The organism is Mycobacterium sp. 852002-51961_SCH5331710, assembly GCF_001665535.1.
Taxonomy (GTDB): Bacteria; Actinomycetota; Actinomycetes; order Mycobacteriales; family Mycobacteriaceae; genus Mycobacterium.
Genome location: NZ_LZSQ01000044.1, coordinates 15,744 through 41,900 on the forward strand (window position 1 = coordinate 15,744; position 26,157 = coordinate 41,900).

Below are 26,157 nucleotides of genomic sequence, written 5' to 3' on the forward strand. Positions count from 1 at the left end.
TCATTCCACTGGCGCGGATTGCGCTCCGATTGCGGCAAGGAGGATGGCCTGCCATGCCGCCTCCTCACGCTTCTTCTTCGCACCGCTGCCTGTCCCGACGAAGTGGTCTTCAAGAAGGAGTAGGAGCAGGCTCTTAATGAGTGGTGCGTCGTCGATGTCCAGGCTCTTACGCCCCACTACCGCCGAACGGTACCTCGCGTTCAGAACAAGACGGTGTTCGTGAATGTCGATGTCGTAGGCCTTCCCCTCTGGTAGCAGGCTCCACCTGATGTCGATCGGGAACACGTCGTTGGGTTCGGTGTGCGTCGCAAACGCGTCCTTGACCGACGCCGGGAGCCCGTCGCCGGGGCGGGGCGCCTCGATAGGGGAGGCTGTCCGTTGCCTGGCGTGCTTAGCTGCATGCGTTGCGTCCTCGCGGAACGACGCGAGCGTAGTGCCGTCGGTTGCCCGCCCACGTGCCAATGCACCGCGCAGTTCATCGTCGAACGTCGTCCCGACCTTCTCGGGGTTGATCGTGACGTGATTCTCCAACTCTGGCGTCAGATCGAACACCACTCGCGCAAAAGCCAGGTCGACCCTCGGCGTAGCCAGCCCATTCCAACCGCCGGCTTGTAGGAGGCGATCGTTGCGATAAATGTAGAAACCCTGGGATTCGGTCTCAGACCGGCCGCCTTGCACGAATCCCGGCCCCTTGTCGCGGAACGGCCAGATGTGCAACTTTGCGGACCCCGTCGCGTCCGCGACTTCTACAGGTAGATCTTTCGGATAGCCCGGCTGTCCGACACCGCGATACTCGAAGGGGTCGACGGCTCTGACCGTCCGTGGTGACCCCGCGAAGCCTAAACCGACGTCGAAGGTATCGATCATCAGAGTCAGATCGCCGCGGTCGAGGATTCGATGCGTGACGAGACCGAGATGGTTAACCAGATCCTGGATGGTTCGGGTCACCCACTCCCGCTGTTCTTCCTCGCTCGACGAGGTCAGGAACGTTTGAACGTCATGCCATTCGACGATGGTGCCAGTGTCCATCGAGAAGTCGACTGCTGCGTTGGCAAGACGTTGGGCGGCGTCAGCGCTGGAGAATTCCTCGACCACAGGTCCGGTGTCGATGGTCTCCTTGCGCAAACGTCGACCCACCGCCGGTGATCCGTAGCGCTTCGACCACACGATCAACGTGTTCGCCTGACTCAGCGAGGCGGCCTTGAGCCCGATTCCGAAGTGGCCCAGGTCGCGTCCCCGGTATTCGCGTTTTTTGGCGTAGGTCATTGCGTCGTCGATTGCCGCGGAATCCATGCCCGCTGCATTGTCGATCACCTGTAAGCCGATTGGTCGCGCGCCCTGCACGAGGAATCTGACCAGAACGTGGGTTGCGCCGGCATCGATGCTGTTATCGACCAGATCGGCCACCGCCGTGGCCAACGTATGATGTCGGCCGATGGCCGATGTGATGGACGGGTCTGGCGGGACGACTTTCGAGCCGACCGGCTGAGGAGTGGAGGCCAGCGCCACTACAGATCCTTGAAACCGCTGTCCGCCACGCCTAGATCACTCGCGTTCTGTGTTACGGCCCGAACAGTATTCTCGTCGAAACCCTCTGCCTTCTGCGCGTCGACCGTCAAGGTGATGTCGAGAACGTCGGGGCTCGCGTTACGCAGCACCTCAAGAATTTCCTGAGCAATCGTGTGAAGCTGACCTGGCATGTCGGCGGAGGGGTCGACGACCTGCCGGAGCGAAAACGTTGCGTTGGTGACAGTTCGGCGCGTAGGTCCCGTCGAGGGCGGCTTTTGCGTCCCCGGCGGATCCTGCGTCGATGTCGACTCCGGTTCAGTGTCGGACTCGCTCGCTTTGCTCTCTTCGCGCCGTCTCTGTTCGACCGCAAGGTCCGGCCGCACCACCAGCGTCTTCTCATCAAACGGGCCGAATTCCGTGTCCTCCAGCGGAACCGCCAGACCGCCGAATTCGCCTGTCGCCGAGTCGAATCCGGTCGCCAGCGCGAATCCGGTCGCAACGAAGGCGGCATCGAGCAGTGATTCCTCCAGAGCTCTCACAAGCACGGACTTGTCGCGCAGCCGGTGCAGATACGGGTAGCGGCAGTAGTAGACCCACAGTTCGTTGAAGCTGATGAAACCACGGGTCCACCGCGCTCGCAGGAACTCTTCGATGTCCAGACGGACGACACGGTTGGCAATGTAGGAGTGGGCGGCGTCGACCGAGGCGAGTTTGGCGCCGATGCGCTTGGTGAGGTTTTTCTCTGGCCCGTCCGCACGAACCTGCCCGACCACGAACGGCGCCTGCGGATCGTCCTGCACAGCGTGTAAGCCCCATATCCACGTGTGGGCAAGGCGGTCGTCCACTGTTCGGTTGGCGGTTTCCAGCATCGACTGCGCCTGCGCGGCCGCTGATTGGGTCAGATCGAGGCGTCCGGTTTCGTCGAAAATCGAGTTCCATGCAAGGTACGAGCGCAGGGCGGATTCCAAAGTCCCCCATTGCTTTTCGTCCGCGGCGACAGCGACGATGGTGTTAACGTTTGAACGGGGAGCGTTGCCGCGCTGACGCAGCATGTCGTGAACCCATTTGGAGGCAGTGGAGTCCTTGTCCTTGCCGTTGTGGGTGTACTGCGGCGGAACGACGACCAGGCGCAGGTAGTCGGCTTCGTCGACGTCCGACGATGACTCGGGGTGAACGACGTCGGCGATGACGTCCGTGGAACCCTTGAACGCGCGCTTGAGTCGGGCTGTCACCTCGCCGTGGACGATGTCTATCGATAATTGCGCCGCGCGTTCAGCGGCGAGCCGGTTGAGTGACGGCTGGGTGTCGTACCAGAAGCGACCGTCCTCGGCGTAATAGTGCGATGACTTTTCCTGTAGTCCGTCCAGTGCGGATCCGATGTTGCCCAGCACGTCGCCGGGCATGGCGACGCCGAGCGTGATGCTCTTGCGGTCCTTGCCCTTGAGCGCAGCATCGAGCGTTGGCGTGGCGTCAATGAAAATTGTTCGCGCCGTGCGTAAGGCGAGTGAGCGGTCTTTCAAAACCGGACGCTCAGCGTCGACGATTCGGGCGACCGCGTTGTCGCCGTCGATCTCGGACTGGATGATCGCGTCCCATGCGTTTTCCACGTACTGCGTGATTTCCGACCGCACCGGCTGTGCATCGAGAGGAATTGACCCCGGCATGATTAGCGGTGACGGGTCCTGGCGCGCGTACAGCTGATGGATCACGTGACTCATCAGACGCAGCACACCTCGGGTGCGCTGAAACTTCTCCAATGTCGACCAGTCGGAGTAGAGGCGGTCGAGGAGTTCGGGGTGGATGGGGTAGGCCGCCCTGATACGTGACTCGTATTCGGATTCAGCGACACCCGTCGGAAACTCCTTCGGGTGGTGGCGGTAATAGTCGGTGAATCGCCGCGCCGCAGTGGCGATGGTTGCGATGGCCTTTGCGTCCGGCTCGACGAACAGCCGCCGCCGCACGATCTCGTAAGATTCGTCGCGCGTGGCCGGGCTCCACTGGTAGGCCACTCGACGAATGACATAGTCCAGCCGGTGCAGGGCGTCGTGGCCGCGCTGACCGCCGACCTCGAGATCGCTTGCCTTGAGCTCATCGCGTCCCTTGCCTTCACCGGACAGCACCTGCCGACCCTCGCTGGCAGGCACGGACACCAACAGAAGGGTGCCGGGCACGCTCTCCGCCGCAAGAGTCAGCGACATCGCGAAGGTGAACTGTGTCTCGAACAGACCGGCTGCCACGCGCCGGGCATGTGGGTCGTCTTGGTCGTAGGTATCCGGTAGTTGGCGGGCGTAGGCTACCCATTCGTCGATGAGCACGACGGCTGGACCGAAGGTAGTGAACAGCTCGCGTAGCAGGTTCCCGGGGTTGGTCCCTGTCTGGTCGGCCTCGGCGACGATTGCGTAGCCTGCGGCGCCGCCAAGCTGCCATGCGAGTTCGCCCCATAGGGTGTGCACCGCGGTGCCGTCGGGCTTTTGCGAGGGACTAGCCGGCGGGATCTCGTTGCCCACAAGTGCGGCCTTGTGAACCGGCTTGCCTAGGATGCCGCTGTTCTCACCTGCCAGGAGATCCTGCAGGCTCTGCGGAAACTCATGGAGCTCGCGACCGGAGAACATATGCCAGACGGCCAGCATCGAGTGCGTCTTGCCGCCGCCAAACGTAGTCTGCAGATTGATTACCGGATTGGCTGACTCGGATCCGGAGATTCGGTCCACCGCCCGGCGAAGTAGCTCCTTGAGTCCGTCGGTCAAATACGTTCGGCGGAAGAACTCGACCGGGTCCTGGTACTCCTTGGCGGCGTTTTGTTGCACGGCAACGGAATAGAGGTCGGCGGCAAACTCGGCGTTGTTGTATTGACCAGAAGCCACGTCGGGGTGCGGCTTAAGAACGTCACGCCACGACGGAAGCTCCGCATCCGGCGTGCCGGGCAGGGACGCCGCCTCGCGTACCGCCTTTCGTGTCTGTTGCTCGAAGCTGCCGCGCAGAACGTCCAGGCGCGACGTGCGAACCGCATCGGCCTCCCGCACCGCACCGATCGCGCGCATGACACGCTCGATCGTGTCCAACGCGCGGACCGCGTCATCGGGCGAGAAAGGCTTGAAGTGGGCGACATCGTTGCGCACGCTACGCAATTCGCCCACGAATCCCTGCTCGCCTCGTGATAGGTGATCGTTGAAGATGTACCCGAGCGAGGGCATCGGCTCGGTGATGATCCGGAACTGATCCTGTGGGTCGGTCCGCGAGTAGTCCTTGCCGCGAATGCCCTTCGCGGCGTCCTTGGCTGCGAGCAGAGCCGTCCAGTCCTCGCCCGCTGGCACATGCTTCGCGGTGACCTGCTCGATGTACGGATCTAGGACGTCGGAGAGGGACTGCAGCGCCGTGCGGACCACATCGATGTTGCTCTTCGCCATCAGCCCTCATTCTCGAAGTCGATTGCCGCTTGTACCGCTTCGGGCCCGTGCGCGCGGCCAGCAACCTCGGTTAAGTCCGTCCACGATCCGCCGATCATGTTGAACAGTCGCGCATCGCTGGTCCGGGAATTATTAGTCATCTCGTAGAGCCTGTATGCCAAACGCTGCACCGCTCCGAGGTCGATCTCAGGTCGCGCGGCCGCGGCAACCATGAGCTTCGCAGCTGGCTCCACGCCGCCGTCTTCGGCAGACAGTAATCGGCCTAGGTGGCACATGACTTCCCACACGGAGATACGATCATCTTTCGCGGGATCCCAAGATTTCGAAAGGTCCTCAGGAGCGATGAGTTGAACGACGCCCTCGCCCTGCTTCAATACTCCGGAGTCCGCGATGCCGCGAACCGACGTGTTGTACGACCGCGCTAGTACATCGGCATTTCCGAAATTCCCCTTGTCCCATCCGTACTGTTCGTACCACTTGAGGCAGAAGCGTGAGTCCGCATCAAGGTCGCCTTCGCCCTCGGCTAGTACTTCATCGAGGGCTTGATTGATCAGAGTGAGGGCCGCCTTGACAGTCATGTCAGTGCCATCGTTCTCGACTACACGCGTGTAGCTAGAGAACACCGCCATTCCGGGCCCGATAGTCGCCTGGGTGAGGTCCACAGGAGCAATTGCCCCCTGGCGCAGCTTCTCGAGTGCCTCTGGAAGTTCTCGCCGTAGCGCCGCGAGGAATCCGCGGCGGGTGGTCTGCCCTGCCGTCTCATGGCGAGGACGAAGCACCAGAACAATAGACGAGGCGAGCGCGTTCCTGCCTACCGAGATCATTCGACCGCTACGTTCTGACCGAACCGGCCAAGTGGCCGTGATGGCCCAGCCTTCTCGGATCATGCCTTCTAATATGGTTGCCCACCCGGTGCTGGTGACACCTTCCGTCGCGAGTTCGGACTGCTTGAACGCGTAATAGACAGTTATCGGATACTCGTCCGACGCTCCTGCTCGAGCCCTTGCGAAGACGCGTTCGAACCCCGCCTCGAAAAATTTCTCCGCGCCGTCGGTCCCACCGTGACGAAAAGGGTTCGCCACCAATTCCTCCGCCTTCGGGACGAGAATCGAGGCGAACAGAGATGGGTGGATTTCGCGCAAGGTACGCCGAAGCCAGACGTAAAAGAAGTCGGATAGATCTGAATACCCGATGTTGTCGTAATAGGGAGGGTCAGTTGAGACAACAAGATCAGTGTAGGCGCGACTTGCTGCATCAGCCTGGGTACATATCCCCGCGGGGCCCGTCCCCGGCAGGTGTTCGATTCCGGCGGCTACCCATTCGATATGAGAACCGAAGTTGCCGACGGAGTTTGAAAATGGGTTGATTTCAACGTAGTCCCAGGTCATTGCGATCGCGTGACGCGGAAACGTATTACGAACGCCCTCAATCTGCGATATCCAACTGCAGAACGAGGACGACCAGTCTGCCAGTTTGCTAATTGCCATCGCCAAGTACGTGACGACGGAGTCAGCGTAGGCTTCTGCGCCAACTCCACCGTCCGCTAGGCGTGCGCCCCGCGGGACGCCGGCGACCATAGCATCCTTCACGATCTGGTCGCGGGCCTCGCGCACAAGGTCGCTGAATGTCGACAGCGCCACCAACTGTCGGTTGGTGAAGAGGTCAACCCATTTGTCGAACCCGTAAATCTTAATTGTCTGAGTGTGGGCGGGACTCAGGCTGTGATCGGGCATCCTCTGTGGCGGCAAATCGGCTGGCGGAGATACGTCCGCGGCCAAGGTGTGCTCTGCCGAAGGGGCAACATAGACACGGCGGCGATTGCCTTCAGCAACAATTGCCATCGGCTGCGAAGCCATCCGCTTTGCGCGGCCCTCTTCACGCACGTACTTAAGTTCGACGGCGGACTGACAAGCGGCGCAAACCGCACCCCGGCGGCTCACGGTCCCATCCGTCGATGCCGTCGGGCCCTTTGACTTATCGTGCCCGATCGTAAACTCGATACGCCGCCCGCTTGGTGCCTGAGCGTCGTCGACCACCTTCGGCACCACGTAAGCTTCCTTACCCTTTTTCTTGCCGAGCCACCACGACCGCACGAGTGGCATCTCGATCCCGCAGGCTGGGTTCGGGCAGGTGATCGTGCGCGCCCAGATCCAAGCGATCGTCGTGGCAGTAGTCTTCGAGCCGGTCTTTCCGGCAATAACTTGAGCGTCGGGATAAAGGTGCCCGACGCGGTCCTTGGCCTGGTCGCGAATCCACTTGCCGTAGCGCCTCACGTCCTCGGCAAGCCCGCTGGCACGCGGCCATTCTCCGATCCTGTCGTCTGCCGCAGCTGGGAACACCGGAGGGCGTCCAATGAACTTCGGTGGGATCTCGATCAGTGCCTTCGTCTTCAGTACTGGGACAGGATTAAGGTCACTGGCTTGTGCCTCGAGTCCGAGGCGCTGCGCCTCGAGCGGGATTGTGCCGCCTCCGGCGAAGGGATCGAGAATTACTGGAGGCCGCCCAGCTGTCGACTTGATAATCTCCAGCCTGGCCTCCGCCAGCACGGCTTCGTCGTTGATGCTCTCCCACTTGACCAAACGTCGCATAATCGTGTGCAGTCGCTCACGCTCCGCCTTCTGCTCCTCCTTAGTAAGCAGTGGGTTTGAGGACGGGTCGTCGACGATTTGTGCGAAGAGCATGGCGCGGACGGCCGCAAGGGGCCGAGGTGCCCACCAGAGATGCATCGTCGCCGGGTGGCCTTTACGCGGAACCGACTTCTCATGAGCTGAGGCGGCATTGATGTCCTCCAGGGGAATCGACACCTCGATCAGCTTCTTGCGAATCGGAGCGTCGGGTGTCGTCGTCATACGCTAAGAACTCCAGGGGCTCGTTTGCTCCGATGCTAGCGGCCGGACCCGACAGCTACATGGAGGTCAGGAATAAGGAAGCCTGGATGCACGGCGACATCGCGCAATTATCGAAGCGGCTTCGGGAGCAGCGCCCGACGCGGTGTCGTTTACCCCGTTCGATCCGAACCCGATGCATCGGCGTCAGAGGCGGCTGCGCAAAGCCTGCTGGCTCGGACGATGCGTTCAATGTCGGTGGCCGCGTGTTCTATGGCCTCATGCTCCCAAACTCGGAGCACAGTCCATCCGGAGGAGCGCAGATGAGCATCTGTCTCGCGATCCCGCTCGATATTTCGGGCGAGTTTGGCCGTCCACCACGCGCCGTTGGAGGCCGGCGCGGTCTTGTGGTCGGGACAGCCGTGCCAGAAGCACCCGTCGACGAACACCGCGACTCTGGCGCGAGTAAACAGAAGGTCCGCGCGTCGGCGCGGCAGTCCGGGAAGCGCCGCGTCGACTCGGTACCGCAGACCTCGTCGATGGAGCTCGCGTCGGAGGAGCATTTCGGGTTCGGTATCACGAGTTCGTTGACGGGACATGCGTCGGGATGTAGCGACAGCAACGGCTTTAGAGGAAACCGCCGAGATCGTCATGGCATGTCCTCCCAGTGCCGGCTAATCTGACGTACCATGCCGACTTCCTCGACCCTAGCGGACTCCGCGCCAGCGCTGTCGACGTCACGGAAACGGGTCGCGAAGATCACGACGTTGGATCTGTTCGCAGGGGCGGGGGGGTTGTCGGAAGGGCTTAATACTGCTGCCGGCAGGAGATTCAAGCCCCTTCGGGCAGTGGAGTGGGAGCTTACCGCTGCCGCTACTTACACCCTCAATCACGGCGGACGCCTCCGCGAAGGAAGGGTCGAAGGCGGACCCGTGTTCGCCGGCGCGATCGAAGACTGGCTCGCCGAAGATGCCGTCCCACAGGTTGACGTGGTCGTTGGGGGGCCACCATGTCAAGGCTTCTCGACACTCAACCGCGATGGCGTCGGCGCGCACAGGAACGAGCTCTGGCGCATGTATGCGCAGACTGTTCAGAAGGCAGCGCCGAAGTACTTCGTGTTGGAGAACGTTCCTGCCTTCCTGAAGTCCAACCAGTGGGGTGTGTTCCGGGAGGCGCTCGAAGACGGGATCCTCAAGGACTATGAGATTGATTTCGATGTCCTGAACGCAGCGGATTTCGGCGCGTTCCAGGCGCGCAAACGAGTGATCGTTATTGGCCACCACAAAGATGTCGCATCGCTCGGCTTGCCCGAGCCGAGCGATGCAGGTAAGCACCGCTCTCTCGCAGAGGCGCTTCATGGCGTGCCTCGTGCCGTCGATCGAATCGGTATTCCGGACGGCACAATCGAGTTCCGAGGGGAGGAGTTGCCGGGGGTCTTCTTCACGCGCGACCTCCACTTCGGACGCTTCTACACACAGCTGTCGCTCGATCGATTCAAAGCAATTTCACGCAATGGCGGCAGCCGAGCAGAATTACCGAACCATCTGAAGCCTGATTGCTGGCTGAAGCACAGCAGAGGAACCGGTGATGTCATGGGCCGGCTGAGTTGGGAGAAGCCATCAGTGACCATTCGCACCGAGTTCTTCAAGCCGGAGAAGGGTCGCTACATACATCCGGATCAAGACCGCGTCATTACGCACTATGAGGCCGCCCTTATCCAGGGGTTTCCGGAGGACTATCGGTGGGTCGGGACACGCGAGGAGATTGCACGCCAGATCGGCAACGCCGTTCCGATTCCTCTTGGCAAGGCAATCGGGCGATTGTTAATAGGCGCATTCGAGAGATCGTCAGGCTGACAATGTACGCCGATTGGACGGCTTAACTTGGTGACTGGCATACGCGATAAAATTGCAAATAAGTTTGAAAATTCTGAGGGCTTCCTGCCGTACATTGAAGAAATTCGATTCCCAATGTATAAATCCTTGTTGGATGGATTGACCGTGCAATTGAACTGGCCAATCGTCGCGCTCGTGGGGCCCAATGGCACGAATAAATCTTCTGTACTTCAGGCCATTTCTGCGGCTCCGGAGGGACGTAGTCTCGCCGAGTTCTGGTTCTCGACCGAGGTAGATGATATCGATCAAGGGCCGCGTGCAGGGGCTACTCACCGCTTCATCTATAAGTACCGATTCGAGCGTGATGGTCCACTCGCTGAGTGTCGAAAATACCGTGGATCAAAGAAATACCGGTCGGCAGATGTCCCCGCTCAGCTTAGAGGAAAGCGCGATCCCGACTACTGGGAGCCGACGAAAAGGGTCGAATCTGACGGTATGGCAGAGATTCCGGCCTCAGGCTATGACGATCGACTCTCGAAAAATCGAGACCGTTGGAATCAGATTCAGAAGAATGTTCTATACCTTGATTTTAGGAGCGAACTAAGCGCTTTCGATAAGTTTATACACCACCAGGCATTCAATCACTGGACTCCAGATGCGACCCAGAAGCGATACAAGGCTGTGCTTTGGTCCAGATGGATCGCGCGTGCGCTTTCGGACAAGTCACTGCCGAAGGCCCAGCGGAAGAAATTGATTAAGCCGGTGCGCTTTATGGCTGCGGCCGATATAACCGCTATCTCAACAATTCTAGGGAAGCCGATCGACAAAGTTGCAATTGTTGAACATCGGTTTTTTGGTCCTACCGGATACACCGTCCGACTGCATCTCGAGGGAGCGGGGGCGACGTACTCTGAAGCACACGCCGGCAGCGGCGAGTACGCGGTCGTTCGTCTCGTCGACGCGATAAGACGTGCGCAGGCGAGATCTCTGATTCTTCTTGACGAGCCGGAGGTCTCGCTTCACCCCGGTGCCCAGATTGAACTAATGAAGTTCGTCGAGCGCGAGGTCCTTGAGCACGGGCATCAGGTCGTAATATCAACGCACTCGCCATCTTTGGCAGAACGCTTGCCTGACGAAGCAATCAAGGTCTTCGGCTTCGACAACAGTCGACAGCGAGTCGTCCTGGTTGCTGACGGGTGTTCACCAACGGAGGCGTTCGCCCACCTTGGTCAGACAACAGCGGGTCCGACCCGGCCTCGTCTGATCGTAGAAGATGAGCTCGCCGCGGAGATTGTCCGAGCTTCGCTTCGCCGCCATGCGCCCACAAAGTTCGACACACTCGACGTGGTTCCGTTTCCTGGCGGTGCTGATGGAATCGTGCAGAACGTGCTCCCGACCTTCGCCGTTAGTCTCGTCGAGAAGTGCGGCATCCTGCTCGACGGAGATCAGCAGCCTGCGACGGCAGATCCGACACGCAATATTGGGCCGGCGGCAGATGCGGCGAGGGCGCAGTCGGACACTGACGCTCTGACGCAGCTGTGGTTCGAGCAATTCCATAAGACGCGGCCGAATCTCTACTCGGATTCGGGGGGAGGTCGAGACGCAGAAATCCTTCATGCGTGTATCGGATGGGCCAACTTACATCTGGGTTTTCTCCCGGGCCGTGCTCCGGAGGAAGCCCTCGCCCTGGAGGTTGATCCGAGCGCTACGAAACCACCTGGCGGATGGAAGTCATTCTGGGAGGGCAAAGTTCGAGACAAGTACCACCTCACGGACCACGAAACAGTAACGTCCAAACAAATTCTTGAGTTCCAGAGTGCGCAGTTGGCGGATCTCGCCGCCGACTGCGACCTTTTGCGCAACGTGCATGCGACAGTCGCGCGAATCATCAACTGGTGATCGCCGTTTGTAAGAGTAGCGCCCTGATGGCGCGCTCGTCGCTCTCATATCGACAGGATTTCCTCCGGCCGCCGAAAGCTAATTGACGACTCGTAGTCACTGGCGGTGGTCGTCAATAATGTTGCGAGATCGCCTCCGTGGCTGTCCATCGCCATGCGGCGCACGCTGTCTGCCAGCGTTCGCCCATCGATCAGGACTATTGGATACTGGTCGTCATACATCTCAATCTGTGCCGACCTGCTGAACACGCCCGTCGTGACATACACGCCGACCCAACCGCGACGCAGGCGGGCGACGATGCGAGCAAGTTGTTCCGCGCTGATGCTCGTCGAAAGCAATACGCATTTTGCTTGTCCGAGAACGACAAGCGATGTCATGGCATGTCCGACTCCCACATCGAGCCGGCCAACGAAGTCAGCCCCGCCGTCGCCACCCCCTCGGGTGATCCATCCCTCTCGGTAGCGTGTTCCGCCGCGCCCCAACACGTCGGCGGCCACCTTAGACGCAAGCAGCTCGAACGCGTGCTTGCTTTGGTCGTAGAACGTATAGATCTGTTTAAGTACTTTCTCATCAGCGGAGCCCACAGTCGGTTGTTGGTCGGTCCTCGAGAGCAGACGCGAACTAAGTACTTGTCGGCGCAATCGAGGCAGGGCTGTATTGCCGTACTCGACCCAGTTTCGCCAAGCCTTGGGTGCATGACGCGGCGTTTCGCCCAGAGGTACGTCCGGGTTTCGTCGATCGTCGATCCAACGCCAGTCGACGAACTCACTCTCGGCGTCGGCCTTCAGGACCGCAAGATCAAAAACGTAGTTTGCGAAGCTCATGTTGCTCTTCGGATCTCGCTGCACAATTATCTCCACACGCTCGATAACAGCGACTCCGCAGAACTCGACGTATCCCTTTGCGACGCCACCCTCAGTGACACCACGGAAAACTGCGATCGGCGGTGCGAGCATACGTTCGTCGGCCGTCTTTGCCTGGTGCAGGAGCGCTGCGTCGAAAAGTGCCTTATTGCCCACGCTGCTTCCGACTACGCCGGGCGTTGACCGCTTGTGATCGCCGAAGTAGCGAACATAGCCGTGATCCAGTTCGAACACATCGTGCCACGGCGTGATCTCGCCGCCGGCCTTGGCTGGGCTGGATCGCAGCGCAATTACGGGTCTTCGGGTGCCTCCCTCGGCCCTTACCATCCGCGCGCGGTTGATCCCGGACTCCAGTTGGAGTTGCGTACCTTTGGGGTCAACAGTCGCGTAGTAATAGTTCGGGAAGCCGTCGATGAAGGGTTCTTCTTCTGCGGGTTCTTGCGGGTAGCGATACACCTGTGTGATGCGCATCGTCCTGGCAGTGCTGTCGCTTTTTGGCTGAAGCATCGTCGTTGTCCTTCAACGTCGGTGGCTTGCGCCCGGGAGAGCCGTGTCAGGGGAATCGGCGAGAATGACCGAGCGAGTCACGGACATGTGCGGTCGAAGAAATAGCAGTAGCGCCTGGGTAACTTTGCGGTCGACAGCGATGCGGATGGCGTCGGCATAGGCCTGAAGTTGAACGCGGTACAGGGCAACTTTCGCCTCGAGCTCGCTGTCCGAGTTCCACGCGTCGGTCTTGTAGTCAACAACTACTAGGCCGTTGTCATCTTCGAAGAGCAGGTCGATGTAGCCCTCGAGCAACGCATCCTCCCAGGGCACTCCGACATAGACCTCCCGCCAATGACGGCTGGCCGCAGCGCTCTTGACGACGGCGGAATCCAGCGCTGCTCGCGCGAGTGCCTCGATCACGTCCTCCTTACCAAGAACCCCTTCTGCGGCGGCCTGCGCAGCGCATGCCGAGGTCAACCCATCCCCGGTCGCTAGATCTACTACCTGAAGCACTCCGTGAACGGCGCGTCCGATCGCACTGCCGTACCTGCCTTTCTGCCACGGAGGCAGATCGATGTCCTTAGCCCCCTTCTTGAGGCCATCCTGCGGAGTTGCATTCGACTCACGTTGTGCCGCTGCTTCTCTCGCCAGTTGAGTCGCCGATGTCGCTATCGGACGTGACGCGCTAATCAATGCAGCGTCGTGAGCCGATTGCCATTCGGACAATGTGGGCAATATAGCTACTTCTCCAATGGAGGTCGCCGTAGGCGAGCCCTCTGATGGCTCATCGGAATAGTCGAGGTGAACCGCCAGCTCAGGGTTCCATCCAGCCTCATGAAGAACCTCCGCGGAGGTCGGTGACACTCGGTTGCCGCGCGGGTTCCGATGCGTGGAGATGACGAGATGGTCCCGCGCTCGAGTTGTGGCGACGTACAAGAGTCGAAGCCGCTCATGGTGATCCATCTGTTCTTCCACGGGTTCGGTATCTTCGAAGTCACTGGTAGACAACCTCTTCGAGAGTTTGATCGCCCAGCCAGATGACTCGGGAAAGCGAACCTCGACACCGCGCGCTTGCGATCTCATCAGTGTGGTCATTCCCGACAAGATCACAACGGGAAACTCCAGCCCCTTCGCGCCGTGGACAGTCAGAATTCGAACTGCGTCGTCGTCGGTTTCGGGCAGTACTGTCTCGATGACCCGTGTACCTTCACCCGACTGACCTTCCACCCATTGCAGATATTCACGTAACGTCCCACCGCCGGCTTCCTCCCACGCACGGCACTGGTCGATGACGAATCTCAGCCGCCGCCAGAGGTCGCGCGGCCTGCGCTCCGCAGCCGCCAGTTCGAAGAACCGCCGCTCGCGCAATACCCGATCGATGACTTGGCTCGGCGACAACCACTGGCGCTCTCGATGAAGTTCGCGCATCCATGCGATGCCTCGTGCGACTGGGTGGTCGACGGGCGCACCGTCGGGGAGCGCGGCCTGGTGATCCCAGGCGCCGCCGTAACGCTTCCTCCACACGAACAGATCGTCGTCGCCGCAACCAAATGCTGTTGTGCGCAAGGCGCTCACGACGGCCAACGAGTCCGTCGGATCTTCAACTGCGCGCGCGACCAACATTAATTCGCGCACTTCCCGGGTTCCATACACTAGCGATGATGTCTCGGCGCGAAAGGGAATACCGGCATCTTCGAGGGTGCGCTCCAGAAATGGCAGCGACGTGCGCGCAGGCAGCAGGACGGCGATATCGCTCCAACGAGCAGGGCGCCAGATGTCCTCATGTGAGGGTGTGCGTTCCGCGACGGACCATCCTTTGCGGATGGCCCGACGAATCGTCGCCGATACGTCGGCAGCTTCTTTGCCCCGAAGTTCATCAGCTGATATTCGGGTTTGGTGCTCCTGACCGAAGAATGCGACCGATGGCCCCACCTCAGGATCGTCGCGCTCGGCGATAAGCGCTTGGTACTCGGGTTGTGATAATCCTTCTCGCACGATCAGCTGGGTGAACGTTGCGTTCACCCACTTGATAACCGCGTCTCCAGTGCGGAAGTTCTGGCTGAGTTGCAATGATGCGCCCACGAGGTCGTCGCGCGCTTTCATAAATAGGCCGATGTCGGCTCTTCGAAACCGGTAGATCGACTGCTTGGGGTCGCCGACGAAGAAGATACGGCCGGGAGCCACTTCAACTGTCGACCAATCCTTCTGTCCTGCATCAGGATCGTCCGACGCGATCAGTACGGCGATCTCGATCTGAATCGGATCGGTGTCCTGGAACTCGTCAAGCAAGAGCCGCTCGTAGCGGCGTGCCAAGGTGTGACGGACTGCAGGTCCCGTGGCTTCGTGCCGAAGCATGTCACGTGCTAGCACTAGAAGGTCGTGAAACTCGAGTTCACCTGTTTCTCTCCTGACGTCGGCGCTTGCGACTGTGAATCGAGCCAAAGACGTTCCGAGCAGTTGTAGGACTCCCTCGAGCACTGTAGAGCGCAGCGCCGCGCATGCTTCCTGGAGGTCGCTCAGCCGGTCTCGAATAACTTGGACGCCAATGCTTGCCCAGTTGAGTGCTTGCCCTTTAGCCGTTTTCAGCTTCGGTGCATCGAGCAGTTGCAGTCGGCCGTCGTCGTCGACAGCATCGCGCAGTCGGCTCTCGAACTCAGTCACGCTAGTAGTCAAATGACGGAATAGCAGGTCATTTTCGCTAGTGCAGTGTTCCGCGAGAGCTATGACCTCAGTGAGACCTTTAAGGATGTCACTGACATCGACGGATGGAATTGGCGGTAGTGCCGTGTCGATACGATCGGCGACCAGGTCCCAGTTTGCGTTGAATGCAACGGCGACATCGCGAAGGTGCTTGGGCCTGCCGCCACTTGCGAAGAGAAGTCTTAACGGCATCTCGAGATCGGCGTCATCCAGCAGGTTATCCGCGAACTGTTCCCACCGGGTCTCAAATGCAACCTGCGAGGCGATCTCATCGTTAACCGAAAATCGCGGCGGTAGGCCCGCCTCGATGGCATGTTCGGTGAGTATGCGCTGAGCGAAAGAGTGGAGCGTACCGATCGCAGCGCTGTCGAGTACCAGCAGCGCGTCGCGGCATGCGTCATTCTTCGGGGCGCGGCGACGCAGCTCAGCGCGGATGCGGTCGACGAGTTCTGCAGCAGCTTTCTCCGTGAAAGTTATCGCCGCAACGTGGTCGGCGGGTACTCCCGATTCCACAAGCGCAACAAATCGATTCACCAGACACGATGTCTTGCCCGATCCTGCACCGGCTTCAAGGAATATGGTGCTGTCGAGATCATTTATGACTGCGTCGCGCGCAGAGCGGTCGGTTATAAGGTCAGTCGACATTGTCACCAACCTCGGCTAACAGCGCACCGTAGACGGCCAGCGCAGGATCGTTCTTCTTCCGCTCCCACTCGCGGCGGGCGTGCTGGTCGCTTAGCCCATCGGGAGTGCAGTACCAGCAGTCCACCCACCCCCAGGTTGGTCGGTCGACCGGATGCGCTGGAAACACCCCTGCGCCGATTCCGATCACGATGGTGTCAATGGCCTCAGTTACCAGCTGGCGGATAGTCGCTGTGATCGGATATCCCTGCTGTCTAGCATCTTTGGTGAACCAGTAGTCTGCGCGGACCTCGCAGGCGTCGGGGTATTCGGCACGTGCCGCCTCCGAGTACACGAATAATTGCAGCTGCCGGCCATTGTGATGCGGGTTCGATTCACTCAGCCCGGCGTAGCCGCTCGCACTTCCGGTCTTGTAGTCGATGACGGCCAGCGATCCATCCGAGTGGCGGTCGATCCTGTCGATTGAGCCCCTCATGCGGATTGTGTGGCCGCTGGGTAGTTCGATTGGGACGCCGCTGAAGCCCATTTCAGCCGCCACGGGACGATAACCTTCCTCGAGCCGTTGAGCGTCGACCGTGAGCAGCTTGTCGAGTTCGCCCGCAAGGCGGACTCGTTCAGCGCGCCAGAGTATGGCACGGCCGGTATTGCCTTGCATTTCGGCTCGCTCGAAGTGCTGCGCAGCGATCTCCTGGAGGCGGATGTGGTCGGCTTCGGTCCACGTGTCGAGCCGGTGTCCAGTGTCCAGTGCGGTGCGGATGAAGTCTTCGAGGATCGAGTGAACCATGGAACCCCTCGTAAGTGGGTCGATCTCGAATCGCCGTTCAGGTTCCTCAACGCGTTCGATCCCCAACACATGGCCCAACAAGTATGTCCGCGGACACTTAGCCCATGCTTCGAGTCGAGACGGCGAAATGTGTTCAGGGAGGCCGATTTCGGTAGCGAGATGGGCAAGGTTGCCGTCAAAGCGGGTGAAGTCGGTGCTGCGTCGGGCGCGTACTACCTGTAGTGCCGCCTGCGACGGCCGGTCGTCAGCGAGCAGCGGATGGTCGACCGTTACTCGGGCGATGGCAGCGAGACGAAGCTGCTGCTCGTTGCAATAGACACCCGTGCGCGCCAGCCCCCCAGCAAATGAAGGGGTGTAAGTCAGCCATGCCTCATCGGCGTAACCGGCGAGTTCGTCGGAGTCGACATGGGCGACACCGGCAAGGCGGGCGGCGTCTGCCAGAAGCCAGCGCGACGCGGGCTGGTCAGTCGACCGGCGCAGATCGCCTCGGGAATGGGAGAGCAATGTCGCATCGGCGCTTGCCACTGCGGCGAGCAGATCGCGCCGGTCATCCAGGACGCGATGCGCCCGCAACTGCAGGTGGCCGTCGGCGGCCTCGCGCTCGACGTCGGGGAGGAGGGAGTCCTCCAACCTGCGCGTCGGGAAGCGTCCTTCGGACAGGCCAAGGATTGCGACGCGGTCGAAAAGCATCCCCGCTGCGGCTGACACTTGGCCGACGAAAACGCCGTCGCCGGGCCGCCCGACCCTTCGAAGCGTCACTGCCAGTTCGCTTTCGAGGGTGCGCCGAAACAGCTCTATGCTCGGAGGAGATCCGCCGAGCGCGTCCAAGCCGGCCAGTCGGTCCAGCAATTCCTCAATCCGGTGCGCTGCGTCGCCCTCGTCGGGCGGCCATGACATGCGTCGCCGGTCACCGCCGAGGTACTTGCCGGCGAGGTCGGTCAGCCAGGCGACGGTCTCGCGCCACGATTGATCCGGGTGGCGGTTATTGAGATCACGCCGGAGTTCGATAACGAAGGCGGACAGCTCGTCTGCGCGGTCCGCATCTCGACGGCGGTGGTCAGCACGCCACTCAAGACCTTCGGCGAAATCTGCGTCTGCTCGTTCACGCTGTGCGGCAGCCCACCCCCGGAGTCGACCATCCCAGTCGTCACCATGGACGATGCCTGCCAGACGGGAAACTCTTTCCCAGGCTCGGCTGGGAACGCGGCCTTCATTTCCTAGGATTGGCGCGTCGGAGAGCAGTCCGAGAACATCCGCACGCCGAAAGTCTCGGTCGGACAGCGCTAGAAGGTTGTGGATGGTGCGACCGTAGAGCATCTCACCGATGCTGCGGACTGGCGTGCCATTGACCGCAATGTCGGCTGCCTCCAGCTGCTGCTGAAGCAGCCGAGCGTACGGATCAGCAGTCGGATACAGAACGGCGATATTCCCGAGCCGGATTCCGTCGTGCATCCAACCCACGATCGCTTGGACTACGCCGCGCACCTCTTCATCGGGGTCGCTGGCGCTCAGGATCTCGTTGGCGAGCGGGGGCTCGAACGGATCATCGTGAGAAAGTGCGATGTCGGCGAGCTGGTATGCCGCGGCGGTCGCGGCGTCAGCGTCGTGGTCCCCAACTACGCCAACGTTCACGATGACTCTGTGGTGATCGTCGAGTGCGGCGATCATCGCGGCTTCGCCGGCTGTAAATGACGTCAGAAGATGAAGGACGACGGGACTTGGCTGCCTCACCTCACCGGCCATCAGAAGTGCTGCTGCGGTGGAAAGCAGATCTTCCTCGTCGTACCAGTTAGGTGCGAGTTGGGTACGCGCAGATCGCTGAATTCGGATGATGTCTGCTGCACGGGCCGAGCAAGTCGCCACTTCATCAAGACTTGAGTCGGGAGCTTCCCTTAGCTCTCGATACGCGCTGGCGAGTGCCTGCTCGGTTGCGGGGTGACCGGCGACCGCAGCGAACACGCCGGGCTCAGATGACAAGACGCCGCGAATAGCGGATGCGATGAGAGGAGCCGAGAGCGGTCGTCGACCGCTCTCGGCGAGACTCGGACCGGCGAGCTGTTCGGCAAGGCGACGCAGGGTGAGGAAGCTGACGTTCGCGATGCCGCTGGGACGCGCGGCCAACGCTCGGCGGGTCGACACCGATACGAAGTTTGATCTGACGATCACGGTCGCCGGTGCAAGGGGATCTCCGTCTTTGAGCGCGGAGATCTGGGCGCCCAGGTGCTCGATCGCCGGCCGGCCATAGGCAGTTGTCGTCGTTTCGATCTTGACTCTCCCGGATGGTCGGGTGCTCGGCCGTCCGGGTTCGATTAAAGCGAATGAGCGCGGTGCTTTGCAGTCGAGTTGTCGAATCAGTTTCGAGGCCCCGCGACGGGTGCGGACCTGGAGCCCTTCGAGCAGCACGTTTGCCTGCGGCGGCCTGGGGAGGCGTGATAGGACAAGGCCAGCCCGCCGTTGCTCGGCGGGCGATCGAACTGCGGAGGTGGGCACGCGGTGCCGGCGAGATTGACTAGAGAAGGCAAGCTTCAGAGGTTGGTCGACGAAGCGCGGAAGCGCGTCGATCGCGAAGGCGACTCCGCACCCAATCTGAAGCAGAGCCCGAGTAGTTACTTGCGTACTTTGATCCAGCAGGCGGGTTACGAACGCAAGTCTGAGAAGCTGCTCGAGGAGCTCGACGAACGACTTGACGCTGCCGGGATCGCGACCCACCCCAACTTGAGGGATCCGAGTATCGGTCCTGACACGCGGATATTCTTCTTCGACCTGAAGCGGCCGATTCCGAAGTTTCAGCAACCCCGCCAGCGGTTCGCGGAGGAGAAGGAGCTCTCACGGTTCCTGGCGATGAATTGGGCCGCGTTGCCATACATTAAGAAGGCGGGATTGCGATTCCGCAACCGGGAGGTGCGCCTCGACGGCAGCGCCATCATCGACCTGCTCGCCGTCGATAAGAAGACTGACGAGCTAGTTGGCTTCGAACTGAAGGTCGCCGATGGTGACGACCGGCTGTTGGGTCAAGCCGCCCGATACATGTCGTGCTTATCGGCACAAGCTAAGAAGGAGGGCCGTGCCGGTGCGCGGTTGATCATTGTGACCGGGCAAGCCAATCCGGAACTCGCAACGCGAGTTCAAGAGCTCGGCACACACTACGGCGTGCGTACCGAGTGGCTGCTGTACAGCGTCAGCATCGACCTCTCCCCAGCCGACAGCTGAAGGCCCTATCCGTCGACGATAAGACGTTCGTGTATGACTTCGTCCGCTTCTTCGTCCCGGTACTCAATAACGTCGACCTTTGTGTAGGCGCCCGTGTTGAGCGATGCGGCAAGCCAGTCTTCGTACGTCAGCTGTCGATCGGACTTTGCAGGAAAGACTTCGTCTCGCATCTGCCCGTAGGTCCATAGTGATTTGCCGTCGGAGTATCGAGTCGCAATCATCGCCACAGTGTCTACGCGCTCGTAGATGCCGACCTCAGTTGCCTCGACGATGTACTCGCCGGCGTCCCAGTAGCCATCGCGCCACTGCTCGGGTGGGAGGGCTGAGCCCTCGGCGTCGACTTCCGCATACAACTCCTCGTACCGTATCCACCTGTCGTCGCCATCGCTGTACATCGGAATTGTCTGGTCTAGCTCGGCCTCTGCGATGGAACGTCTGATGGTATCCACGTTTTTGTTACACCCCCGTCGTCGTTCTCTCTCGTTATTTGATTGGCACGTGACTTTTGCTAGAGCACGCCCAGCCGCCCTAGCTGTTCGAGAGCGAAACGAGCCCGTGCCCCCTGATACACCATCTGGTTCTCAAGCAGCCCGGGCCGCGCAATTAGGTTGGGCAGGAAGCTGCAGAACGCCAGGCCGTTGCCGTCTTTCGAAAAGATGTCGGGGCACCACGCCCCCAGTAGCGGCGCGCGCAAGTCACCCTGAGACTCGATCAAGTTCAGTTCGTTTGCCAGCGCTGCCGCATGCTCGGAACCCGGAGATATGGGCAGCTGCATGACCGTGAGGGCACCGTTGCCGGCCTCCGGGTGGGGTTGGTCAGTGAAAATTTGAACGAGGGCCGTTTCAAGAGCCACGTCCGGCGCGTTGCGATCCTGCATGAACAATGGCCGGTTCCCCGTGAAGGGCACCTCGAAAACCACGCCGGTGGCGTCAGAGTTGCCGACCCAACCCATTCGGGCGGCGAAATCGCCCAGTCCTTCGGACAATCGGCCCTCGTACTTCGATGGCTCGGCACCGGCTGGAATGATCAGTGCCTGAGGCACATTGAGGATGTCGTCCATCTCGGCGCGATGCCCGGAGCTCGGGTGGTCGGAAGCAGCAGGCTCACCACGGCATACTTCTGCTATTGCATGCGCGCGAGTATGCGCAGCAACGTTCTGAAGAATCGCCGCCGTAGCAACGATCTTGCCAAGCCACCCGATATTCTCCCGATGAACAACGGCGGTGCAGCATTCTCTGATCGTTGCTGACGCTGGATCCCATACCAGGGCGTTCATCGACTGGTGAAAATTCGCGGGTGTAACCAACGCCGCCACGTCAGCCTCCGCGCTAACGTTCCGCGCGACCTCCGTCCAGATTCTCAGCTGATATACGTCGAGGTCGCCGGACCGGACTGCGTGGCCGACCTCGACATGTTGTGCCAATCGGTAACCCCACCAGGTGAATCCGCGCTCAGTACGCACGGCCCATCGATCGTCGATCATGAGCTGCTGGTAGATGCTCTCGATCATGTCGAGCCCGACATCTGTCATTCAGCCGACCCTTCTACGTCGTCACACTGACTTGAGTGCACCCGCTTGTTCGGCAACGGCTTCGAGCCGCTCCCGCCCCAACGGCAATCAAGCATGCGACGCCACCCGAAGCGCCCGGTAGAGCACCGGCGCCGCGCCGAGGCGGTGACGTAAATCCTTTTCCAGACCTGCAATTGGCACCAGGTTCTGGGGTGCGCGGCTATCCTTATATTCAACCGAAGCAAACCGCTTGAGCAACGCTTGGCTGAGGTTCGCAAGCGCCGTCACCCCGGAGACATCGAGGTTGGGTGAAGCCTCTAAGCGCACCACGCCCGTCCAGGGTCCTGCAGGTGCGCATGGCAGCCGCAGGTACCACGAGTAGCGTTGCCACCCTGTCGCAATGGAGAACACTGGTGTGCGTTCGTCTGTCTCCAACTCGGCGACGACGGCGTTCAAGTCAGGGGGAAGGTACTGTGCGCCATGAGTCTTGATGTAGCCGAGAATTCTCGGCAGTTCAGCCTTGCCGCGCATCGGGCCGTCGACAATTAGCAAGTCGTCTTGGCCGGGAGGCGCGGCGGCTCTGGCGTTCGCGGCCACGATCGCCTCGAGTTCCAATAGCGACTCTTGGAGTGCGTTGGACAGTGTCAGCGCGATCGGCTGGTTGGGTTTTGCGGTGACGTGATGCAGCGTGTAGTTGCCGGCCTCTGTCTCGACGTGTGTGGCTGAGTGCGCTTCGGTGATCAACCGTCGGCGGACCTCAGAGATGACAACCTCTGCAGTGTTGCCTTCAGCCTGCACGACACCGGCGGCGTAGCTGGCGCATAACCCTGCAACGGCGCGTTGGCCATCCGAGGCGGGGTCGCCGTCATCGATCCAGACGCGGGCGTCGGTTCGTCGCACGCCGTCAACGAAAAGTACTCTGGTCGGCAGCTTAACTGGAGCACTGAGTGGCATAGGTGCCCACGCGTCGGCCGACGTTTCGATCGTGGGGTCGACTGCGGCCGTGGACTCCGTCAACTCGTCAACTTCGAAGGCCGGACCGTATGCAGGATCCCATCCGTCGACGCTGAACTTCATCTTGCTCAGACTGCTTCGCGCCGTATATGAGAGCCGAGCGTGTCTCGATGAACAGAGAACCGCACCGGTATCCGTTCGGCTAGACCCACAACATGCGTGATTACCCCTACTAGTCGAGATCCTGCCGCCGCAAGATTCTCTAGCGTACTGGCGACGACGTCGAGCGTGTTGTCGTCAAGGGTTCCGAAACCCTCGTCCAACAGAATTGATTCCAGTGTCTTGCCGCCGGCCGCGGACAGGGCGGTCACCTGTGACGACAGTGCCAACGCGAGTGCGAGGGATGCTTGGAACGTTTCGCCGCCCGACAATGTCTTAACGGGCCGAGACATGTCAGCGTCATTGTGGTCGATCACCTCGAGATCGCCCTCTTTTCGGCGTAATTCGAATTGATTCCCCGAGATCTCCATCAGAATCGTGGAGGCCTCAGCCAGCAGTGTGTCCAACGCACTCGCAATGAGCCACTGCTGAAACTGGTTGGCATGCATAAGCTGTGCGAGCCTGCGGGCTACGGCAGCATCTTCCCGCGCAGTGTCTAGCTTCGCCCGTAGTTCGCTCGACTCGTTGACCCTCTCTTGGGCTCTGTCTCTCTCAGCAGTTGCAGTGGCGACGGCTGTCGCCACGGTGACTGGCGCAGTCGTTACCAGCTCAGCTCCGGAGGTATCTTCGGCCACCGCGACATTGCGCTCATTGAGCGCGGCGATAAGGGCGGCCTGTGCGTCTGCGGCGCGGAGATCCGCCTGCTCGGCTGCTGCATTCTCCGCGTCGATCTTGGCCGCCCGGGCTGCTGCTTCGGCTTGTGCCCACTCCACCATTAGTGTCCATGCATCCGTCAGCGGGAGGTCATCGAGTGGCGGTGCCCCAAAGCTGGCGAGTGGGTCACGGAGGGTGCGGAGCTGTTGCCAACTAGCCGATAGCGCTGTCGTATTTGCTTCCAGTGCATTCGTGGCTTTTTCGAGAACATCGCGTGCTGTGGTCAGTTCAGTCGCCAATTGGTCGACGTTGGTTTGCTTAGCGATGACGTCGGTCAGCAACTGTTGCGCTTGCGCGGCGTCGGGGGCATCGGTGAGTTCTCCTGCAAGTCTCGCCTGTTGGGTGACTGCGTTGTCGAGTCGCGTATCAGCCTCCGTCTTGCGCGCGGTCGCTTCGATCGCCGCATTACGTGCGCCAACGGCTTTGGCTTCGGCCGCCGCGAGCGCTGCCTTCTTGCTAGTTGCACTATCGCGTGCCTCTTTTGCAGCGGTCTCCAATAACGCGCTTTGAACTTGCAGCTCACTGACTTGTTCTGCAGCCCATTCCAAGAGAGCACTCCACGCCGATTCGATATCAACGTCTTCGATCTTCGGTGGGGACAAGCTGCTGACCGAATCGCGTGCGGTCTGAAGCGCATTGCGCGCATGGTCTGCCCCGGCGTGAGCTGCCTTAGCTGAGGCCTCGGCTTTTCGTAGCGTGCTGCGCGCGGCCTCGACTTCGGTGTCCGCGGTGCGGCGACGCTCCTCCAAGCCATCCCGTTCGCGTTGCTTGTCGCGGACAACTATCAGGACTGACTCCGCACGTCCGCGCGCCGACTCCAAGTGCTCGATATCGCTGTGATCGTTGATCGACGCCGATAGCGCCCCCAACTCGATGTCGACCGTGGCCACGCTGTCGATGAGTCGGAGCCGCTCGGTTTCGCAACGTGCTAGCCGTTCTTCGCGTAGGGTCGCTGAGCGTCGGCATGCTGTTTCGAGCGCGGACGCAGCGCGCTCGGCGAATTGGTGCGCCTCACGGGCCTGTTGCAACTTCTCACGTGCATCGTCCAAGTGAATCGAATCACCTGCGCTCAGTTCCTTCTTGACGGTTCGACCGCACACGGGGCAGTCGTCACCTACCTTGAGACCAGCCCGCAGCGTGGTGGCCAGGTCGAAGTGCTGAGCATCGTGTACTGCACGTTCGGCGTCTCTCACCGCTTCCTCGGCTCTCGACACTTCCTTGCGTGCGTTTGCAGCCTTAACGGTCTCCTCCTGGCGTGCGGCGGCGCTGTCGAGGTCGTCCGCGAGGCCCGCACGAATGTTATCGAGGGCGCTAGCTATGTCGGCGATCGTGGCGGCGTTTGGTGAGGCCTTGAGCGTAGCTGCGGCATTGACTTGTGCTGTTTCGGCCTTGTCCATTGCCGATCTGGCCTCTGCGAGATGGACATCGGCTTGACGCAGTCGGGCGCCAAGGTTGTCTAGCCCTTCGGGGGGCCTGAGCGACTCGACAGCGACGAGTCGCGAGGTGATTTCGTCGCGCCTCCGCATGCTGGTCTCTGCGACCCTGTCAGATTCAGACGCCACCTCCCTGGCGTGTTCGACCTCCGCGTCGGCTGCCAGAAGGGCCGCGGTCGCGGTTTCGAGATCAGCGGCGGCAACTGAGGCCTGTGTTCTCAGCTGAGGCAGCTCTGCCTCGAGCCTGGTCAACGTCTGCCAGCTCGCGATCACCTGCTCAAGCTCATGCCGTGGTGTCGCCTGCTTCAACGTGGCGCGAGCGATTGTGTCGAGCTCTTCTATGCGTGCCACCTCTGCTCGTGCGCTCGCGACCGCTTCAGTTCGGCTTGCTGTTTCGGCGTCGAGTTCCGCGATGTTCGAGGGCATCTCGAGTGCGAGTAGCGCCATTCTCTCAGCGGCTAGTTTGTCTGCGTTGGCGCGCGCGTCTTGTGCCTGCTGAAGCGATACGAGCAACGCTGGTATCGCGACGTCGGCGACGTGCTTCTGAAGAATGAGTAGGCCGTTCAAAGCTGTCTGTGCGTGATCGACACTTTCCGTGGTCGCGTCGGCGTAGCCCGCAAGTTGTTCCTCGAATACCTTGACGCGTGATTCGTCGTTTGTCGCTTGAGCGCCTGCTTTGCGCATTATCTCGTCGTAAATACGGTAGCCGAGAAGGCTTTTGAGGATAGCTTGCCGTTCTGAGCCCGTGGCGTGGAGGAATTGAGCGAACTCACCCTGCGGAAGCGCAACCGACTTTGTGAATTGTTCGAAGGTAAGTCCGAGAAGCTCGGACACCGCGGGACTGACGTCACGGCCAACCGCCATTGGTGTGGTCTCGTCGTCGACTGTGCCCTCGGCGTCGGATTCCACGAATCGTTCGAGTCGCGCCTCCTTCACGGTGACGCCGCCGCTCTTACTGCGTCGAACGTCGCGAGCCGCGACATAGCGCTGGCCGCCGGCGTCGAAGATCAATCGCACGGTTCCGCGGTTGACTGTCGGAGCGAGGGCAGGCGCGACGGCATTGCGTTCTCCCCAGCGCGGCACTGTGCCGTACAACGCGAAGATCATTGCGTCGATCACGGTACTCTTACCGGACCCTGTCGCACCTACGAGGACAAAGAAGTCAGCGTCGCGAAAGTCGACGGTCGCCCGCTGACGATAGGAAGCGAAGCCCTCCATTTCGAG

14 protein-coding genes are annotated in these 26,157 nt (G+C 60.8%); 3 read left to right on the forward strand and 11 right to left on the reverse strand.

Translation table 11 applies throughout. The features are described 5' to 3' along the window. The 4 genes from A5752_RS07190 to A5752_RS27055 all read right to left on the reverse strand — a co-directional run bounded on the left by A5752_RS07190 (window position 1) and on the right by A5752_RS27055 (window position 8,394). Complete coding sequence (locus tag A5752_RS07190; RefSeq protein ID WP_067083701.1) at window positions 1-1,509, reverse strand: ATP-binding protein; 1,509 nt, start codon at window positions 1,507-1,509, stop codon at window positions 1-3. Then, window positions 1,509-4,916 (reverse strand): DUF499 family protein, encoded by a 3,408-nt coding sequence (locus A5752_RS07195; RefSeq protein WP_067083703.1) that lies wholly within the window; start codon window positions 4,914-4,916, stop codon window positions 1,509-1,511. The genes A5752_RS07190 and A5752_RS07195 overlap by 1 nt, the downstream gene beginning before the upstream one ends. Continuing rightward, on the reverse strand, window positions 4,916-7,765 hold the full coding sequence (locus A5752_RS07200) for a DUF1156 domain-containing protein (RefSeq protein WP_067083704.1): 2,850 nt from the start codon (window positions 7,763-7,765) through the stop codon (window positions 4,916-4,918). The genes A5752_RS07195 and A5752_RS07200 overlap by 1 nt, the downstream gene beginning before the upstream one ends. Window positions 7,766-7,914: 149 nt before the next feature. Then, window positions 7,915-8,394, reverse strand: a complete 480-nt coding sequence (locus tag A5752_RS27055; RefSeq protein WP_286159384.1) for a very short patch repair endonuclease — start codon at window positions 8,392-8,394, stop codon at window positions 7,915-7,917. Between the two features lie 36 nt (window positions 8,395-8,430). Between A5752_RS27055 and A5752_RS07205 the strand changes: the two genes are divergently transcribed. Continuing rightward, window positions 8,431-9,597, forward strand: a complete 1,167-nt coding sequence (locus tag A5752_RS07205) for a DNA cytosine methyltransferase (RefSeq protein ID WP_082963790.1) — start codon at window positions 8,431-8,433, stop codon at window positions 9,595-9,597. Window positions 9,598-9,627: 30 nt separating this feature from the next. After that, window positions 9,628-11,475 (forward strand): AAA family ATPase, encoded by a 1,848-nt coding sequence (locus A5752_RS07210; protein WP_156613678.1) that lies wholly within the window; start codon window positions 9,628-9,630, stop codon window positions 11,473-11,475. Window positions 11,476-11,519: 44 nt separating this feature from the next. Here the strand turns inward: A5752_RS07210 and A5752_RS07215 are convergent, their stop codons facing one another. Genes A5752_RS07215 through A5752_RS07225 form a run of 3 tightly spaced genes read right to left on the reverse strand, consistent with a single transcriptional unit; the run spans window position 11,520 to window position 19,119 of the window. Continuing rightward, window positions 11,520-12,845: a restriction endonuclease gene (locus A5752_RS07215; protein ID WP_197500564.1), complete on the reverse strand. Its 1,326-nt coding sequence runs from the start codon at window positions 12,843-12,845 to the stop codon at window positions 11,520-11,522. A gap of 12 nt (window positions 12,846-12,857) precedes the next feature. Then, window positions 12,858-16,172 carry a UvrD-helicase domain-containing protein gene (locus A5752_RS07220; protein ID WP_067083708.1) on the reverse strand — a complete coding sequence of 1,105 codons (3,315 nt, stop codon included), beginning with the start codon at window positions 16,170-16,172 and terminating at the stop codon, window positions 12,858-12,860. Beyond that, window positions 16,162-19,119: a PD-(D/E)XK nuclease family protein gene (locus A5752_RS07225; protein WP_156613680.1), complete on the reverse strand. Its 2,958-nt coding sequence runs from the start codon at window positions 19,117-19,119 to the stop codon at window positions 16,162-16,164. Before A5752_RS07225 ends, A5752_RS07220 begins: the two co-directional genes overlap by 11 nt. A 366-nt stretch (window positions 19,120-19,485) precedes the next feature. Between A5752_RS07225 and A5752_RS07240 the strand changes: the two genes are divergently transcribed. Continuing rightward, complete coding sequence (locus A5752_RS07240) at window positions 19,486-20,163, forward strand: PDDEXK family nuclease (protein ID WP_156613682.1); 678 nt, start codon at window positions 19,486-19,488, stop codon at window positions 20,161-20,163. 5 nt (window positions 20,164-20,168) lie between these two features. On the opposite strand, the gene A5752_RS07245 is transcribed toward A5752_RS07240, so the two are convergent. The 4 genes from A5752_RS07245 to A5752_RS07260 all read right to left on the reverse strand — a co-directional run bounded on the left by A5752_RS07245 (window position 20,169) and on the right by A5752_RS07260 (window position 26,151). Next, window positions 20,169-20,612 carry a hypothetical protein gene (locus tag A5752_RS07245; protein ID WP_067083720.1) on the reverse strand — a complete coding sequence of 148 codons (444 nt, stop codon included), beginning with the start codon at window positions 20,610-20,612 and terminating at the stop codon, window positions 20,169-20,171. A gap of 59 nt (window positions 20,613-20,671) precedes the next feature. Further along, window positions 20,672-21,694, reverse strand: a complete 1,023-nt coding sequence (locus A5752_RS07250; RefSeq protein WP_067083722.1) for a hypothetical protein — start codon at window positions 21,692-21,694, stop codon at window positions 20,672-20,674. An 87-nt stretch (window positions 21,695-21,781) separates the two neighbouring features. After that, entirely contained in the window at window positions 21,782-22,750 is a 969-nt protein-coding gene (locus tag A5752_RS07255; RefSeq protein ID WP_067083724.1) for a hypothetical protein, read from the reverse strand. A gap of 5 nt (window positions 22,751-22,755) precedes the next feature. Beyond that, entirely contained in the window at window positions 22,756-26,151 is a 3,396-nt protein-coding gene (locus A5752_RS07260; RefSeq protein WP_197500565.1) for an AAA family ATPase, read from the reverse strand. Window positions 26,152-26,157 lie beyond the last annotated feature (6 nt).